Consider the following 15,996-nt stretch of genomic DNA (forward strand, 5'->3'; position numbering starts at 1 on the left):
CCTCAGGGGCGCGCCGAGCTGCGGATCGCTGCCGAGGCCTCCACCCGCCAACGATTCAATCGGGCCATCGAACAACTCGCCGCCTGACCCGGACCGATACCCTCAGGGGCCCGGATCCAATGACGGATTGGGGCTAGGTGGCGGCACCCGTGATCCCAACCGGGCTAGCATGGGACCATCGAGCATCGGGAGGGCGGCATGGATCTGGGACTCGCGGACAAGGCGGTGGTGATCACCGGGGGAAGCAAGGGGATCGGGCGGGCGACGGCCCTGGCCTTCGCGGGCGAGGGCGCGAACGTGGCGATCTGCGCCCGCAGCGAAGGTCCTCTGGAAGAAACCGCCAAGGAGATCGAGGCCCGGGGTGTGCGTGCCTACGCGGCTCCTTGCGATGTGGCGGATGCGAGCTCGCTAGGCGGCTTCCTGGATGACGCACGCGCGGCACTTGGCGGCGTGGACGTGCTCGTGAACAATGCCTCGGGCTTCGGGGTGAGCGACGACGAGGCTGGCTGGGCCGCTGGCTTCAACGTCGACATGATGGCTTCCGTGCGCGCCACATGGAAGGTCGTTCCGTGGATGTCCGAGGCCGGTGGCGGCTCAGTGATCCACATCTCGTCGACCTCGGGCCTAGAAGCGGGCTCCCCGGCCGCCTACGCCGCCGTCAAGGCCGCGTTGATGAGTCACTCGAAGACACTCGCCATCAATTTGGCACCCCGGGGCATCCGGGTGAACACCGTGGCGCCCGGCTCGATCGAGTTTCCCGGCGGAATGTGGGAGACCGTGAAGAAGGTCAACAACGAGATGTACGAGGGGATCCGCAACTCGATCCCGTTCGGTCGCCTGGGTACCGCGGAAGAAGTCGCCGCCGCGACGGTCTTCCTGTCGTCAGCGCCGGCCAGCTGGATCACCGGCATCACCCTCGCCGTAGACGGCGGCCAACACAAAGGAAACTAAGTCCCCGCTCGTTGACTTAGTGGACCGTGATCAGGTTGCGGCGTTGGCGGCGGTATTCGGTTTCGGTGATCTCGCCTGCTCTTCGTGCTTCTTCGAGTTCGGCGAGGGCGCGGAGGGCTTCCGGGTCGTCGGGGATGCGTTCGATGGGGATCTCGGGCGTGTCTTCCGGGGCTTCTTCCGGTTCGCCTAGCAGGATCGTCTTGCGCAGTACCTTGCCGGTCGGACCGACCCGGATGTTCGAGGCTTTCCGGAAGCTCGGGTCGCGCCACTCGACGGCGACGGCCTGGTGCCCGACGGGGGCAATGGCATCTGCTCCGATCACTTTGAAGCTCATTACCTCACGCCCGACGGCAGGCTCCTTGATCTCGATGTTCGAACTCTTCGGCACCGGCCAATCGACGCGGTTCAGGTGGATGTAGAGCAGGTCGTCCGCACCGACGTAGGCGACGAAGCTCGTCATGTAGTTCTGATGGAAGATGCCGAGGCGCTTCTCCTTGCGCGTGATCTGGACGATCACCTCCTGGTCGCTCTTCGCCTTGGCGAGAGCATCGCTGAGGGCATCGCCCAGGGGGTAGAGGAGCGAGGTCTCGATGGCGGGTTTTCGCTGGCCGCCGTCGTCATCGACTGCGGTGCGCACATCGATGCTCGAGAGGATGTGCGCCAGGCGGATGTTCGAGAGCGTGGCCGGGTGCCGGAAATGACGCTCGACCGTCGTGTCGTCCTTCAGCTCTGCGCGGAGCACCACGGAAAGATGATCGTCAGCGTGCAGGGTCTGTCGGGTGTAGGTGGTGCCGCAGCCGAGCGACAGCGAGAGCAGCGCGGCCGCCAAGAGGGTGAAGATGTCATGTCGAAAAAGCACTGACGATCCGATATGTGAGAAAGCTGGCGCCGTAGGCGAGAGCGAGAAGGTAGGCGAAAGCAAAGGCAGGCCAACGCCAGGAGTTGGTCTCCCGGCGCATCACCGCGAGGGTGGATGTGCACTGAAGGGCGAATACGAAGAAGATGAGTAGCGAAGCAACCGTTGCGGAGGTGAAGACGCGCTCGCCTGTTCGCGGGTCGACATCTTGGCGAATCGCCTCGCGCAGGGAAGTGTCTTCATCCTCGGAGGCGGCGTAGACCTGGGCAAGGGTCGCGACGATGACCTCCCGAGCCGCGAGGCTCGCGACCAGGCCGACGCCTATCTTCCAATCGAAACCCAGCGGTGCGATCACGGGTTCGATCGCACGCCCCAGGGAGCCGGCTGCGCTGTGTTCCAAGGCGTAGCGGCTGGCTTCCCTTTCCGAGGTGCCGGCCGGTATGTCGACCCGGGGGAAGGTAAGGAGCCCCCACAAGACGATCGAGGCCAGCAGGATGATCGTGCCGGCCCGACGCAGGAAGGCGCTCGCTGCGCCCCAGACCTGGGAGAGCCAGAGCCGGAAGGGCGGCACGCGATACGGTGGCAGTTCGAGGACGAAGGGCAGGGATGCGTGGCCGACGACGAAGCGGCTCAACACGGAGGCCGCGATCAGGGCCGTGATGCCTCCGAGCACGTACAAGCCCAGCAGTACGAGGCCTTGCAGTCCGAGCCCACCCCAGACCGTCGTGGCCGGCACGAACGCGCCGATCAAGAGCGCGTACACCGGGAGTCGTGCGGAGCAGGTGATCAAGGGTGCAACCAGGATCGTCACCAACCGGTGCCGCGGTGAGGGCACGGTACGTGCGGCCATGATGCCCGGGACGGCGCACGCATAGGAAGACAGCAGAGCGACGAACGCTCGGCCTTCGAGGCCGATGCGCGCCATCAGCCGATCGACCACGAACGCGGCTCGCGCCATGTAGCCCACGTCTTCCAGCAGGTAGAGCAGCCCGAAGAGCAGCATGATCTGGGGCAGGAAGATCACGACCGAGCCGACCCCTGCGATCAGGCCATCGCTCAAGAAATCGGCGAGCAGGCCGGCGGGCAGCACGGTGCGTACCGCGCCAGCCAGGGTGCTCATGCCTGCGTCGATGGCATCCATGGCAGGCGTCGCCCAGGCGAAGATCAGCTGGAAGAAGAGCACCATGACCGCGATGAACAATGCGCTTCCACCCAACGGGTGGAGCACGATCCGGTCGATTCGCTCGGTCCAGGGGTCGCGGCCGGGCGCACGCAGGACGACCCGTTCCAGCACCGATTCACACCAGGCGTGGCGTTCCATCTCGTCGGTCGGCGGTGGGATGGGCGGGCGCTCCCACTCGGACGGCCGGGGAAGGAGTTGACGAAGGGCGTCGAGGCCGATCCCGCGATGGCCGACCACGCTCAGGACCGGAATTCCGAGAGCGGCGCGCAAGCGTTCCACGTCGAGCTTCCCGCCACGCGCATGGAGCTCGTCGGTCATGGTGAGGACCAGGCAGGTCGGCAGCCCCTCGTTCACCAACTCGGCCACGAAGCCAAGCGATCGGGAGATGGCGCAAGCGTCGACTGTGATGATCAGAGCGTCCGGTGCGGCTACGTTCGCGACCTTCCCTTCCAGGACCCGGCTCACCACGGCCTCGTCCGGGCTCATCGGCTCGAGGCCGTAGGTGCCCGGCAAGTCGATGATCTGCACGCTCCGCCCACCGAGCTGGGCGGTTCCCTCCCGCCGCTCGACCGTCACGCCCGGGTAGTTGCCGACCTTGGCCCGCAGGCCGGTCAGGGCGTTGAATAGCGTGGTCTTGCCCGAGTTGGGACTGCCGACCAGGCCTAGCCGAAGAAGCGGCGGGGCAGCGGCTTCAGTCATCGGTGTTCACACGCACGAGCCCTGCCTCGCTGCGGCGCAGGCATAGCTGGACTCCGCGCAGCTCGTAGATGCGCGGGTCGCCGAGGGGCGCGCGCCGCAGACAGTGCACGACGGTCCCGGGATGCAGGCCGAGATCTCGGAGGCGGGTGCCGAGAGGTCCCGGGGCGTCGACGGCGATCACCTTGGCAGTCGCCCCGACGGGCAGTTCGGATAGGAGGACGGGTTCGATCACAGTGGAAAATAATGAAAATGAATTTCGATTTCGCGGTATTGGGGAGGCTACGGACCTGGCGCGGAAGCGTCAACTTCCCGTCCTGACGGGGAAAATCTCAGTTTGAGAACGCGTTCGCGTGTTCCCGCCTACTCATTCTCGCTTCGCAGCTGCCGAACCATCAGGGCCATGCCGCCGGCCTTCGGGTCGACCTCGCCCCGCAGGATTTGACGCACCCCGAAGGCGATGGGCATGTCCACGCCGAGCCGGGTGGCCAGCTCACATACGGCGTAGGTCGTTCGGACGCCCTCGGCCACCTGGTTCATGCCGGCGATGATCTCGTCGAGACTGCGGCCGCGGCCGATCTCGAGGCCCACGTTGCGGTTGCGGGAGAGATCGCCGGTGCAAGTGAGGATCAGGTCGCCCATTCCGGAAAGCCCCAGGAAGGTCAGGGGGTTGGCGCCCAGTGCCTGGCCGAGGCGGGTGATCTCGCGCAGGCCGCGGGTCATCAGGCCTGCCCGTGCGTTCATGCCCGCCGCGAGGCCGTCGCAGATACCGACGGCGATGGCGACCACGTTCTTGAGCGCGCCGCCGATCTCCACACCCACCACATCGTCATGGGTGTAACAGCGGAACCATGAGCAGGAGAGAGCCGTCTGCACGGCAATGGCGTAGACCTCCTCGCGGCAGGCCAATGTGACGGCGGTGGGCTTCTGCATCGCGATCTCGTGCGCGAAGGAGGGGCCGGAGAGGCACACGATGCGCGGATGCAGGGCTTCTGGAAGTACATCCTCGAGTATCTGATGCATCACCATCCCGGTCTCGACCTCGATGCCCTTCACGGTGGAGACGAGAATCGCGTCCTGATCCATGGCCTTGCCCGCGCGGGACATCACCTCACGAACTCCGTGGCTCGGAACTGCGCAGATCACGATTTCCCGATCCGCCAGGGCTTCGTTCAGATCGGAGGTCGCCCTGATGTTGGCCGGGAGTTCGATGTCGCTCAGGTATCTCGGGTTGCGGCGTTCGCGCTCGATGGATTCCGCAGTCTCGGGATCGCGCGCCCAGATCGTGACATCGTGATCGTGCGCCGCGAGCACCGCGAGACATGTGCCGAAGCTTCCGGCTCCGAGAACTGCGACAGGGGTGGGCATGGGCGCGGAGTGTAACCGCCTTCCGGGCCGGTCTTTCCATTGACGAGTGCCAGCCCCGGGGCTAGCTTCGGCGCGAATTCCGCTTCTATGACGGGGAGTTAGGTGGTTTTCCTGCCAGCCCGTTCCCGGCTTCTTCCGGGTTGGCTGGCGCAGGCGTAGGCGAGTTGGGGGGTGCGCGCATGCTCATGGAGTTCGTCGGCATCCTGCTGATCCTGGCTCTTGCGCTGCTCGTTGCTGCTGGATTTCTCGTTCTCCACCGTGCGCTCTCGCCGAAGCGCGAGTTCGCCGCGAAGCAGGAACCCTTCGAGTGCGGCGAAGACCAGATCGTTTCGCCCCACCAGCGGTTCTCCGTGAAGTTCTATCTGGTCGCGATGTTATTCGTGCTCTTCGACGTGGAAGCGATGTTCTTCTATCCGTGGGGTGCGATCTTTCGGGATCTCGGTGGTTATGGGTTCGCCGTGATGGCGGTGTTCACCATCCCCCTCGTGCTCGGCCTGGTCTACGAGTGGAAGAAAGGCGCCCTCGAATGGTGAGCGTGGAAACCCGCGCGGCCATCGATGCTGAGATCGCCAAGATGCCCGAGAAGCGCGGAGCATTGCTCGCCGCATTGCGGCTCGTGCAGGAGGAACACGGTCATCTCTCTCTCGAGGCGATGGAGGAGGTGGCGCGGATCTTCGAGCTGCATCCGACCGAGGTTCTCGAGGTCGTCAGTTTCTACAACCACTTTCGGGCTCAGCCCCGAGGACGTCACGAGGTGAACGTCTGCACGAGCCTCACGTGCTCTCTGCGCGGTGGCCGCGGATTGCTGCGCCAGTTGCAGGCGTACCTCGGTGTGCATGCGGGTCAAACGACCTCCGACGGCAGGATCAGTCTGGGCCATGAGGAATGCCTCGGCGCCTGCGGCAATGCACCGATGCTCCGCATCGACGACGCCTACCATCTGGACCTCGATTGGGCGCGCGCTCAGCAGCTCCTGGACGGATTGGAGTAGCTCGCGGGATGGGTCATCGGGTTCCTCATGTCACCCATTACCTGACCGAGCATTTTGCCGACGACGGTTACACCACCCTCTCGGGCTTCCGCGCACGGGGCGGCTACGAGACGGCACGTCGCGTGCTCGTGGAGCAGAGCCCGGACGACGTGATCGGGACACTGAAGAGAGCCGGGCTCAAGGGGCGTGGCGGCGCCGGCTTCGATGCCGGTACGAAGTGGTCGTTCATGCCGCGGGATGGGGCTGGGCCGAGCTACCTCGTCTGCAACGCAGACGAATCGGAACCTGGCTCGTTCAAGGACCGTGTCTTGATGGAACGGGGCCCGCACCAGCTCATCGAAGGGATCCTGATCCCTGCCTTTGCAACCGGAGCCGCCACGACGTTTCTCTACATACGGGGCGAGTACGCGGAGCCGGCGCGTATTCTCCAGCGGGCGATCGATGATGCCACCGCAGCAGGTGTGCTTGGCTCCAACGTGCTCGGGACAGGTTTTGCCCACCAGATCGTGCTGGTGCGCGGTGCGGGCGCCTACATCTGCGGGGAAGAAACAGGGCTCCTCGAATCCCTGGAAGGGAAGAAGGGGCAGCCTCGCCGCAAACCCCCGTTCCCCGCCGAGCGCGGAGCCTTTGGTCGACCGACCACCGTGAACAACGTCGAGACCTTCTGTCACGTGCCGCATATCTTCGCGCGGGGCGTCGACTGGTTTCGGAGTATCGGGACCGAAGAGAGTCCCGGAACGACACTCTTCGGTGTTTCAGGGCATGTGGAGCGACCCGGGCTCTACGAGTTGCCCCTCGGTACGAGGCTGGACGAGATCATCTTCGAGCACGCCGGCGGCGTTCGCGCTGGCCGCAAGCTGAAGGCCGCCATTCCGGGTGGCGTATCGATGCCGGTGCTTCCTGCAGGACACCTCGACGTGCCGATGGCCAACGAATTCCTGCGCGAACATGGCAGCTCGCTTGGCACCGGAGGCGTGATCGTGATGGACGAGACCACCTGCATGGTTCGCGTCGGGTGTGTCATCTCCGAGTTCTTTCGAGACGAATCCTGTGGCCAATGCACGCAATGTCGCGAGGGCACGGGCTGGATGCACAAACTGCTGCTTCGGATCGAGCGCGGAAGCGGAACCGAAGCCGACCTCGACGTGTTGGAGGATGTCGCCGGAAAAATGGAAGGGGCCACGATCTGCGCCTTTGCGGATGCAGCAGCCTGGCCCGTGCAAGCCCTCCTGCGCCATTTTCGTTCGGAGTTCCAGGGCCACGTACACGCCCAGAAATGTCCGCTCCCGGAAAGCTTCGAGATCTGATGCTGCGCATTACGATCGATGGAACGCGTTATGAGGTCGAGGAGGGGCTGACCCTTCTGCAAGCCCTCGACGAACTCGGCGTCCTCATGAAGGGCGTCGACATCCCCCACTACTGTTGGCATCCGAAGCTCTCGGTCGATGGCTCATGCCGCATGTGCCAGGTCGAAGTGGAGGGCATTCCCAAGCTGCAGATCGCGTGCGATACCCCGGTTCGGGAGGGCATGGTCGTCCATACGAGGAACGAGCGTGTCCTGAAGGCTCGCGCGGGTGTGATGGAGCTGATGCTCGTCAACCACCCGCTCGATTGCCCGATCTGCGACCAGGCTGGCGAATGCAAGCTTCAAGACTACGCATTCGAGTACGGCCAGATGCATACGCGCACTCGAGAGCCTCGCCGGGCGCTGAAGAAACGTGTCGACCTGGGTGCGACGATCGTATTCGACCAGGAGCGCTGCATCCTCTGCCGCCGCTGTGTGCGCTTCTGTCGAGAGATACCGGGAACGAGCGAGCTTGCCATCACCCAGCGCGGCGATCGCTCGACGGTCGAGACGTTTCCCGGCAAGCCACTCGAGAACGACTACTCGATGAACGTGGCGGATATCTGCCCGGTTGGCGCGCTCACGACACGGGATTTTCGTTTCAAGGTGCGGGTCTGGTTCCTGGAAGAGGTGCCGGGCATTTGTACGGGTTGCTCGCGAGGTTGCAACGTCCATGTTGGCGTGGCCGACGATCAGGTGCGGCGCTACACGCCCAGACGCAACGATGACGTGAACGATACGTGGCTCTGTGATTCCGGTCGTATGACCTATCAGGAAATTGGTGCGCCGGATCGGATCAGGGAGGCCGCGCTCCGCGGAGATTCGGGTGAACTGATCGGCGCGACGATCGATCAGGCCATCGACCGGGCCGCGCGGCTGGTGCGTGAAGCGGTCGAGAAAGAAGGCCCGGGTGTGGTGGCGGCGCTGGCTTCCGGCCATGCGACGAACGAAGATCTGGCCGCGTTGCGTGGGCTGTTGGCCGCGCTTGGCAGCGAGACCCACGGCCTGCCGATCGTGACCGGCGCGGGAGACGCATTGTTGGTCCGGCCGGAAAAGGCGGCGAATGCGGAAGGTGCCCGGGCGGCTGGCTTTGGCGAGCCGGGGCTGCTGCTCGACAAGATCCGCGGTGGTGGGGTCCGGGTCCTGATCGTGCTCGGCCATGACATCATCCACGAGCAGTTCCTGGGTTCGCCCGAACCGCTCGCGGCGCTCGACGCGGTGATCCTGCTCGATACCCATCGCTCACGCCTGGAGCAGGTAGCTGACGTCGTCATACCGGCTCGCCATCTGGCCGAGAAAGGCGGCACCGTGACCAACTTCGAGGGCCGCATCCAGGCCGTTCCTGCGGCTCTGGAGCCCGCGTTCGAAGCCGTCGCTGAGGCACACGTTCTCGCACGGATCGCCTCGGCGTTGGACCTGTCGATCGACGACGGGTCCGAGCACGAACGCGAGGCTGATTGAGCCGTGTTGGAGGTGGTGCTCAAGCTGCTGTTCATCGTGCTCGTCGTGTTGGCGGCCATGTTGCCACTCATCACCTGGGTGGAGCGCAAGCAGAGCGCTGTGATGCAGGATCGCATCGGGGCGAATCGTGCGGATCTGATGGGCGTGACGATCCTCGGCCTGCTGCATCCGATGGCGGACGTACTGAAGCTCTTCTCGAAGGAAGACTTCGTTCCGGCCGGCGCGAATCGCATTCTCCATCTGCTGGCTCCGGTCGTCGCGATCGTGCCGGCGATCATCACGCTTGCGGTCATTCCGTACGGAGGCACCTATGTCTTCGGCGAGTCGACGCTGAGCCTGGTGGTGGCGGACATCGATTGGGGAATGCTCTTCGTGTTCGCCGTGGGATCCATCGCTACCTACGGCGCCGTGATGGCAGGCTGGTCCAGCAACAACAACTGGAGCCTGCTCGGTTCGATGCGTGCTTCGGCCCAGATGATCTCCTACGAGGTCACGATGGGCCTCTCGATCGTCGGCTTGTTCATGGTCTACGAAACCCTGCAGCTTCCTGCGATGGCTGCCTGGCAAGATGACAGCTTCCGTTTGCTCGGCTTCGTGGAGCATCTGGGGGGCGTGGAACTCCCCTCCATTCTGGGCTGGATTCGCCTTCCGCTCTGGGGCGTCTTCCTGCAACCGCTCGGCTTCGTGCTCTTCCTCACCTGCATCATGGCCGAGAACAAGCGCCCGCCCTTCGACGCACCGGAAGGCGAGAGCGAACTCGTTGCCGGATATCACCTGGAATACTCGGGGATGCGCTTCGGCCTCTTCTACACGGCCGAGTTCCTCGAGGTGCCGGTGATCGGCTGTATTCTCACCACGCTCTTCTTCGGAGGCTGGGCGATTCCGTTCCTGCCCCAGGAGACGATCATTGGATTCATCGGTGCTGGTTTCGGCGAGGGCTTCGCGACCGGTGTCTGCCTCGTCCTGCACGTCCTCTCGTTCTTGACGAAGGTCGTGTTGATGATCTGGTTGCAGATGGCGCTGCGCTGGACCTTGCCGCGTTTTCGGTACGACCAGGTGATGGATCTGTGCTGGAAGGTGATCTTGCCGCTCTCGATCGCGAACGTGTTCGTGACGGGCGCCATCATTCTCTGGGTCGAAGCGGTGTTGGCATGAGCGAATGGATCTTCTACGCCTTCGCTGCAATCGCCGTTGCGGGTGCCCTCGGGATGGTGCTGAACGTCCGCAATATCGTGGCCGGTGCACTCTCACTCACCGCGACGATGGTCTCCCTGGGCGGCGTCTACGTCTTGTTGGAGGCGTACTTGATTGGCGTGCTCCAGATTCTGGTCTACGCCGGCGCAATCGTCGTCGTCTTCCTCTTCGTGGTGATGCTCCTGAACCTGCGCGAGGACGGTTTCGCATCGGGTCGGCAATGGGTGACCAAGGCGATCGCCGCGGCCCTCGGGCTGGCTGCGGCGGTAGGGCTCGTGGGCCTGCTTCCATTGCACTTCCCGGAAGCCGCGGCCTTGCCGGAAGGCTTCGGTGGCTACCGGTCGCTCGCCACATTGCTCTTCACGGATTACGTATTGGCGTTCGAAGTGAGCTCCCTCCTGCTCCTCTCGGCCATGGTCGGTGCCGTCATCCTCGCTCGCCGGAGCAGCGAATGATGGTCGGCGAGGCGGTCGTCCTCTCAGCCATTCTGTTCGCCATCGGTACCGTGGGTGCGCTCGTGCGACGAAACGTGATCGTGGTCCTGATGTCGATCGAGCTGATGCTGAATGCGGTCAACCTGGCGCTCGTAGCCTTCTCCCGCCAATGGGCGGATGCGGCAGGCCAGATGCTCGTGTTGATGGTGATCGTTGTCGCCGCGGCGGAAGTCGCCGTCGGCCTGGGCATCGTGATCGCGCTCTTCAGGAACCGCGAGTCGTTGAACGTCGAAGACGCGAGCCTGCTCAAGTGGTAGGCGTGACCGGGCCGGCCGAGTACGACCTGCTGCATTGGATACCTGCGTTGCCTCTAATCGCAGCGGTCATCCACGGACTCTGCCTTGGCCTGTTGCGTCAGCCGTTGCCTCGCATTGCGACGATCGCGCTTTCTTGTGGCGCTACGGGGCTCACCTTCGTGTTCTCATTCGTCGCACTGCTGGCTCTGACGGAGTTGCCCGCCGGTAGCCGCGTTCTTCAAGAGGGGCTCTTCACCTGGATTGGCGCCGGGCCGTTCAGCGCAGAGGTCGCGTTCCTGCTCGACCCGCTCTCCGCCGTGATGATCCTGATCGTTTCCGGAGTGGGCTTCCTGATCCATGTCTACTCGATCGGATACATGGACGCCGACGCGAGAGAGGACAAGGGCTTCCAGCGCTTCTTTGCCTACCTGAACCTCTTCACCTTCTCGATGTTGGTTCTGGTCCTGGCCGACAACCTGCTGCTCATGTTCCTGGGATGGGAGGGCGTCGGACTCTGCTCCTATCTGCTGATCGGATTCTGGTACAGCGATGAGTGGAACGCCTATTGCGGCAGCAAGGCCTTCATCGTCAATCGCATCGGCGATTTCGGCTTCCTGGTGGGAATGTTCCTGCTCTTCTGGGCGCTTCAGGATGTGGGCCGCGGCACTGTAACGTTCCAGGAACTCCAGGCCGCCTTTCCCCTGATCGCGGACCAGGTGGTGCAGCTCCCGGACTGGCTGGGTGGTGCGCAATGGAAGCTCGCCACGTTGATCGGCCTGTGCTTCTTCCTGGGCGCGGCGGGAAAGTCGGCCCAGCTTCCGCTCTACGTATGGCTCCCGGACGCCATGGCGGGCCCGACACCCGTCTCCGCCTTGATCCACGCCGCCACGATGGTGACGGCGGGAGTCTATCTGGTGTGCCGGATGAGCTTTCTGTACGCGGCTGCACCGGGTGCCTCCGCCGTGATCGCCTGGGTTGGCGCGTTGACGGCCCTCTTTGCGGCTGTCGTGGCCATCGCGCAGACCGACATCAAGAAGGTGTTGGCTTACTCCACCGTGAGCCAACTCGGGTTCATGTTTCTTGCGGCAGGTTGCGGTGCCTACGGCGCCGCGATCTGGCACCTCACTACCCATGCCTGGTTCAAGGCCTTGCTCTTCCTCGCTGCGGGGTCGGTGATCCTGGCCGTGCATCACGAGCAGGACATCGACAAGATGGGCGGCTTGCATCGCTTCCTGGTCTGGACCCGGCTCACGTTTCTGGCCGGAGTGCTCGCGATCGCCGGTGCGCCCTACTTGTCGGGGTTCTTCTCGAAAGACGAAATCCTCTTGTCGGTTCACCTGGCCAACCATGTACCAGGCCATGCAATCCTCTACCGGGTCGCGCTCTTCACCGCGGGCCTTACGGCCTTCTACATGTTCCGGTTGTACTTTCGGGTCTTCTTCGGTGAGTGTCGCATGACCCGGGAGCAACAGGGGAGCATCCAGGAGTCTCCCCGCACCGTCACGATCCCCTTGATCATCTTGGCGATCCTCGCGGTAGCCGGAGGCGTCGTGTTCGGGCCCTCCGAGGCATTCATCCCGATCGAAGATGCGAACAGCTTCGGGAACTTCGTGGCGCCCGTACTGGCCAGCATGAGCCACGATGTGGAACACAGCCTCGAGTGGAAGCTGGCCGCAGTCGCCACCCTGGTGGCGTTTTCCGGGGCTGCTCTCGCCTACTGGCTCTACGTGGCTCGCCCAGCCTATCCCGCGAAGATCCGAGGGTTGCTAGGTGGAGCCTTCCGGCTGGTCGAGGGTCGCTTCTGGGTCGATGAACTCTACGACCGGATCCTCGTTCAGCCCTTCGTCAGGATCTCGGATCGCTTGCTCTACCGCGGGATCGATTCTCGCTTGTTGGATGGCCTGTTGATTGGTGGCACCGCCCGGGGCGTTCGTGCCCTTGCGGCGGACATGCTCAAGTATGCGCAATCGGGTCTGGTTCAGGGCTACCTCTTCCTGATGCTCGTCGGAACGCTGGCGATCATCGGCTACCTGGCGACGTGAGGGCCTCGAGTTGACCGAGCTGCCCGATCTCCTCACCTACGTCATCCTCATGCCCCTTGCGACGGGATTGATGTTGTTCGCGGTCGATGGGGTCGCGCATTCGGCGGGCGGAAGCTTGCCGCCACAGATCTGGAGGGGCCTCGGACTCGGCGCCTCCCTGGCCACGCTGGTGCTCACTGCGATGCTCTGGATCGGCTACGACCCGACCCGGATCGAGATGCAGTTCGTCGCGCATGCCGCCTGGATTCCGGCTCTTGGCATCAACTGGTACGTAGGCCTCGATGGCATCAGCCTGCTGCTGATCTGCCTGACGGCGTTCCTGATGCCGATCGTGTTGGTGGCGTCGTGGAACGACGTGGGCCGTTCGTTACGTGGCTATGTCTTCTTCATGCTCTTTCTCGAGACGGGCATGCTCGGCACGTTCGCCTCGTTGAACTTGCTTCAGTTCTACCTCTTCTGGGAGCTGATGCTGGTGCCAATGGTCTTCTTGATCGGGGTCTGGGGCGGGCCCCGCCGTGTCTACGCGGCCGTGAAGTTCTTCCTGTTCACGATGGTCGGCTCCTTGCTCATGTTGGTGGCGTTGGTGGCCCTCGCCTGGTTGCATGCGGAGCAGTTCGGGGTCTGGAACTTCGATCTCATCACGCCGCCGGGGAGCCATGTGCCCGCTCTTCTCGACACGTTCGTGCCGATTGGCGGTGCCCCCTGGTGGCAGACCCAGTTCTGGCTGTTCGCCGCCTTTGCCCTGGCATTCGCCATCAAGGTGCCGCTGGTTCCGCTGCACACATGGCTGCCCGATGCGCATACCGAGGCACCCACTGCGGGTTCGGTATTGCTGGCCGGCGTGCTTCTCAAGATGGGTGGCTACGGATTCCTGCGCTTCGCCTTGCCGCTCTTTCCCGTAGCGGCGGTCGAATTCGTGCCGCTCTTCTTCGGTCTTGCATTGGTGGGCATCCTCTACGGCGCCCTGGTGGCGATGGTACAGACCGACGTCAAGCGTCTGGTCGCCTACTCCTCGGTGGCTCACCTGGGCTTCGTGATGCTCGGCATGTTCGCCCTGAACGTGGAGGGATTGGAGGGGAGCGTGCTCCAGATGGTGAACCACGGCATCACCACCGGCGCGCTCTTCCTGTTGATCGGCATGCTCTACGAGCGGCGGAAGACCCGCGAGATCTCCGAATTCGGTGGCATTGCCAAGCCCATGCCGGTCTTTGCGGCCATCTTCGGCGTGGTCGTCATGGCGAGTATCGGACTTCCCCTGCTGAACGGTTTCGTCGGGGAGTTCCTGATTCTCCTCGGCACCTTTCGCGTGAACGCCTGGGTGGGGGCTGCGGCCACCCTCGGCGTGGTCCTGGCCGCGGTGTACATGCTGTGGATGTACAGAAGGGTCGTCTTCGGCCCGGTGGAAAACCCCGAGAACCGCGGGCTCATCGATCTCGGCGGCCGGGAGAAGGCCGTGTTGGTTGCGCTGCTCATCCCGATCTTCTGGATCGGTATCCACCCGGAGACGTTCTTGAAGCGGCTTCATCCCTCGGTTCGCGAGACGCTTCGAGTGATGGAAGTGCGGACCGTGATGACAGAGCCTCCGGAGCTCGCTGGGCCTGGCGAAGAGGGCCGCCGATGATCCCGGCGCCCACGCTCCACATCGTCCCTATCCTGCCGGTTCTTCTTCTCGCGTCGGGCGCCTTCGCCGTGCTGTTGACCGAGCTCTTTCTCAGCTCCCGCGGAACCGGAAAGAGCGGCGCAGGTAGCGTTTTCGTGGGGCTATCTGGTGCGACCTTGCTCGTCGTCGTCGTGATCGCTGCCCAGGGTTTCATCTCCGCCGGTGCGCCCGCATTCAATCCAGACCATCCGATGCTCAACCTCGACCGGTTCAGCTACTTCTCGATCGGTCTGGTCGCAGGCGCAGCCCTCCTCTCATGTCTGCTCGCCAATGGCTACTTGCAGGAACTGCGCATCCATCACGGCGAGTTCTACGCATTGCTGTTGCTCTCGACTGCCGGCATGGTCCTGCTGGTATCGGCCGTCGATTTCCTGAGCGTCTTCCTGGGCATCGAGTTGATGTCGATCCCGCTCTACGTGCTCGCCGGTTTCGATCGCGGCAAGCCGCGTAGCAACGAATCGGCGCTCAAGTACTTCGTGGCTGGCTCGTTCGCGACGGCACTTCTGCTCTACGGAATGGCGCTGGTGTATGGCGCGACAGGTGCGACCCATTTCGCGGTGATCTCAGCGAGCTTCGACCCGGGAGATCCGATGGCGATGGCCGGTGTCGCGCTCATCCTGGTGGGCTTCGCGTTCAAGGTTTCCTCCGTGCCGTTTCATCAGTGGACGCCCGATGTCTACGAAGGTGCACCTACGGCGGTCACCGCGTTCATGTCCGTGACCGTCAAGGTGGCGTCCTTCGCGGCCCTGCTCCGCATCCTGGCTCAAGCATTCGGGAGCGCAGAGGCTCTGGGAACCGTGCTCGCCGCGCTTGCGGCCCTCAGCATGTTGATCGGCAACCTCATGGCGATCATCCAGGACAACGTGAAACGCATGCTCGCCTGGTCTGCGATCGCCCAGGCCGGCTACCTGCTCGTTCCGCTCTCGACGGGTACGGCGGAAGGGCAAGCAGCCTTGCTCTTCTATCTGGCGGTTTACGTGTTCGGAAACCTCGGTGCCTTCGCCGTCATGATCGCGCTTACCCACCGAGGCCAGGACTCGGACCGCTTCGATGATTTCAACGGCCTCGCCAGGCTTCGCCCGGGCCTGGCTGCAGCGATGGTGCTGTTCATGATCTCCCTGGCCGGCATCCCCGGCACAGCCGGCTTCATGGGCAAGCTCCAGATCTTCCTCGCCGCCATTCGTGCCGAGCAGATCCCGCTCGCCATCCTGATGGCGCTTACGAGCGTGGTCTCCGTCTACTACTACATGCGTCTCCCGATCGTGATGTACATGCGTCCCGCTCGCGAACATCCCCACCGAAAGCAACTCGACTTCCTCGAGTTCGCCGTCCTGGCCACCTGCGTGACCTTCGTGCTCGTACTCGGCCTCCTCCCCAACACCCTCGATTGGCTCCCCGTCATCGATTGGACCCACCAATCCGCCGCCGCCCTCACCTCCCAATAAGTCAACAGCGGGGACGGGGTTTACAATTGACTTGTTGCAAGGGGGCAAAGCCCCCTTGCAACAAGTCAATTGTA

15 protein-coding genes are annotated in these 15,996 nt (G+C 63.7%); 11 read left to right on the forward strand and 4 right to left on the reverse strand.

Annotated elements, in window-relative coordinates:
* Positions 1-198: 198 nt before the first annotated feature.
* On the forward strand, positions 199-951 hold the full coding sequence (locus tag GY937_26585; protein MCP5060283.1) for an SDR family oxidoreductase: 753 nt from the start codon (positions 199-201) through the stop codon (positions 949-951).
* A 16-nt stretch (positions 952-967) separates the two neighbouring features.
* Here GY937_26585 and GY937_26590 read toward each other — a convergent pair whose 3' ends face one another.
* The 4 genes from GY937_26590 to GY937_26605 all read right to left on the reverse strand — a co-directional run bounded on the left by GY937_26590 (position 968) and on the right by GY937_26605 (position 5,054).
* Positions 968-1,810 carry a hypothetical protein gene (locus GY937_26590; GenBank protein MCP5060284.1) on the reverse strand — a complete coding sequence of 281 codons (843 nt, stop codon included), beginning with the start codon at positions 1,808-1,810 and terminating at the stop codon, positions 968-970.
* Positions 1,794-3,689: a ferrous iron transporter B gene (locus GY937_26595; GenBank protein ID MCP5060285.1), complete on the reverse strand. Its 1,896-nt coding sequence runs from the start codon at positions 3,687-3,689 to the stop codon at positions 1,794-1,796. Before GY937_26595 ends, GY937_26590 begins: the two co-directional genes overlap by 17 nt.
* Positions 3,682-3,918 (reverse strand): ferrous iron transport protein A, encoded by a 237-nt coding sequence (locus GY937_26600; GenBank protein MCP5060286.1) that lies wholly within the window; start codon positions 3,916-3,918, stop codon positions 3,682-3,684. The genes GY937_26595 and GY937_26600 overlap by 8 nt, the downstream gene beginning before the upstream one ends.
* A gap of 131 nt (positions 3,919-4,049) precedes the next feature.
* Entirely contained in the window at positions 4,050-5,054 is a 1,005-nt protein-coding gene (locus GY937_26605) for an NAD(P)-dependent glycerol-3-phosphate dehydrogenase (GenBank protein ID MCP5060287.1), read from the reverse strand.
* A 179-nt stretch (positions 5,055-5,233) separates the two neighbouring features.
* On the opposite strand from GY937_26605, the gene GY937_26610 reads away from it, so the two are divergent.
* The 10 genes from GY937_26610 to GY937_26655 are packed head-to-tail and all read left to right on the forward strand — an operon-like array spanning position 5,234 to position 15,922.
* Entirely contained in the window at positions 5,234-5,587 is a 354-nt protein-coding gene (locus tag GY937_26610; GenBank protein ID MCP5060288.1) for an NADH-quinone oxidoreductase subunit A, read from the forward strand.
* The gene (locus tag GY937_26615) at positions 5,581-6,045 is read left to right on the forward strand and encodes an NAD(P)H-dependent oxidoreductase subunit E (GenBank protein MCP5060289.1); all 465 of its coding nucleotides are present in this window, start codon (positions 5,581-5,583) and stop codon (positions 6,043-6,045) included. The genes GY937_26610 and GY937_26615 overlap by 7 nt, the downstream gene beginning before the upstream one ends.
* 8 nt (positions 6,046-6,053) lie before the next feature.
* On the forward strand, positions 6,054-7,352 hold the full coding sequence (gene nuoF / locus GY937_26620; protein MCP5060290.1) for an NADH-quinone oxidoreductase subunit NuoF: 1,299 nt from the start codon (positions 6,054-6,056) through the stop codon (positions 7,350-7,352).
* Positions 7,322-8,851, forward strand: coding sequence for a molybdopterin-dependent oxidoreductase (locus GY937_26625; protein MCP5060291.1), 1,530 nt, complete (start codon positions 7,322-7,324; stop codon positions 8,849-8,851). Before nuoF ends, GY937_26625 begins: the two co-directional genes overlap by 31 nt.
* Before the next feature lie 57 nt (positions 8,852-8,908).
* Complete coding sequence (locus GY937_26630; GenBank protein ID MCP5060292.1) at positions 8,909-10,006, forward strand: NADH-quinone oxidoreductase subunit H; 1,098 nt, start codon at positions 8,909-8,911, stop codon at positions 10,004-10,006.
* Complete coding sequence (locus GY937_26635) at positions 10,003-10,500, forward strand: NADH-quinone oxidoreductase subunit J (GenBank protein ID MCP5060293.1); 498 nt, start codon at positions 10,003-10,005, stop codon at positions 10,498-10,500. The genes GY937_26630 and GY937_26635 overlap by 4 nt, the downstream gene beginning before the upstream one ends.
* Positions 10,500-10,796 (forward strand): NADH-quinone oxidoreductase subunit NuoK, encoded by a 297-nt coding sequence (nuoK, locus tag GY937_26640; GenBank protein ID MCP5060294.1) that lies wholly within the window; start codon positions 10,500-10,502, stop codon positions 10,794-10,796. Before GY937_26635 ends, nuoK begins: the two co-directional genes overlap by 1 nt.
* 2 nt (positions 10,797-10,798) lie before the next feature.
* The gene (gene nuoL / locus GY937_26645; GenBank protein ID MCP5060295.1) at positions 10,799-12,817 is read left to right on the forward strand and encodes an NADH-quinone oxidoreductase subunit L; all 2,019 of its coding nucleotides are present in this window, start codon (positions 10,799-10,801) and stop codon (positions 12,815-12,817) included.
* A 10-nt stretch (positions 12,818-12,827) separates the two neighbouring features.
* The gene (locus GY937_26650; protein MCP5060296.1) at positions 12,828-14,438 is read left to right on the forward strand and encodes an NADH-quinone oxidoreductase subunit M; all 1,611 of its coding nucleotides are present in this window, start codon (positions 12,828-12,830) and stop codon (positions 14,436-14,438) included.
* Positions 14,435-15,922, forward strand: coding sequence for an NADH-quinone oxidoreductase subunit N (locus GY937_26655; GenBank protein MCP5060297.1), 1,488 nt, complete (start codon positions 14,435-14,437; stop codon positions 15,920-15,922). Before GY937_26650 ends, GY937_26655 begins: the two co-directional genes overlap by 4 nt.
* Positions 15,923-15,996: the final 74 nt, after the last annotated feature.

It is taken from the genome of bacterium, from assembly GCA_024228115.1.
Lineage (GTDB): Bacteria > Myxococcota_A > UBA9160 > UBA9160 > UBA6930.

What these genes read in the sequence shown, in the direction of transcription:
- GY937_26610 (MCP5060288.1), top strand. Translation starts at nt 5,234, where the DNA reads ATGCTCATGGAGTTCGTCGGCATCCTGCTGATCCTGGCTCTTGCGCTG.
- GY937_26615 (MCP5060289.1), top strand. Translation starts at nt 5,581, where the DNA reads ATGGTGAGCGTGGAAACCCGCGCGGCCATCGATGCTGAGATCGCCAAG.
- nuoK (MCP5060294.1), top strand. Translation starts at nt 10,500, where the DNA reads ATGGTCGGCGAGGCGGTCGTCCTCTCAGCCATTCTGTTCGCCATCGGT.
- GY937_26605 (MCP5060287.1), bottom strand. Translation starts at nt 5,054, where the DNA reads ATGCCCACCCCTGTCGCAGTTCTCGGAGCCGGAAGCTTCGGCACATGT.
- GY937_26595 (MCP5060285.1), bottom strand. Translation starts at nt 3,689, where the DNA reads ATGACTGAAGCCGCTGCCCCGCCGCTTCTTCGGCTAGGCCTGGTCGGC.
- GY937_26630 (MCP5060292.1), top strand. Translation starts at nt 8,909, where the DNA reads ATGTTGCCACTCATCACCTGGGTGGAGCGCAAGCAGAGCGCTGTGATG.
- GY937_26625 (MCP5060291.1), top strand. Translation starts at nt 7,322, where the DNA reads ATGTCCGCTCCCGGAAAGCTTCGAGATCTGATGCTGCGCATTACGATC.
- GY937_26635 (MCP5060293.1), top strand. Translation starts at nt 10,003, where the DNA reads ATGAGCGAATGGATCTTCTACGCCTTCGCTGCAATCGCCGTTGCGGGT.
- GY937_26585 (MCP5060283.1), top strand. Translation starts at nt 199, where the DNA reads ATGGATCTGGGACTCGCGGACAAGGCGGTGGTGATCACCGGGGGAAGC.
- GY937_26655 (MCP5060297.1), top strand. Translation starts at nt 14,435, where the DNA reads ATGATCCCGGCGCCCACGCTCCACATCGTCCCTATCCTGCCGGTTCTT.
- nuoF (MCP5060290.1), top strand. Translation starts at nt 6,054, where the DNA reads ATGGGTCATCGGGTTCCTCATGTCACCCATTACCTGACCGAGCATTTT.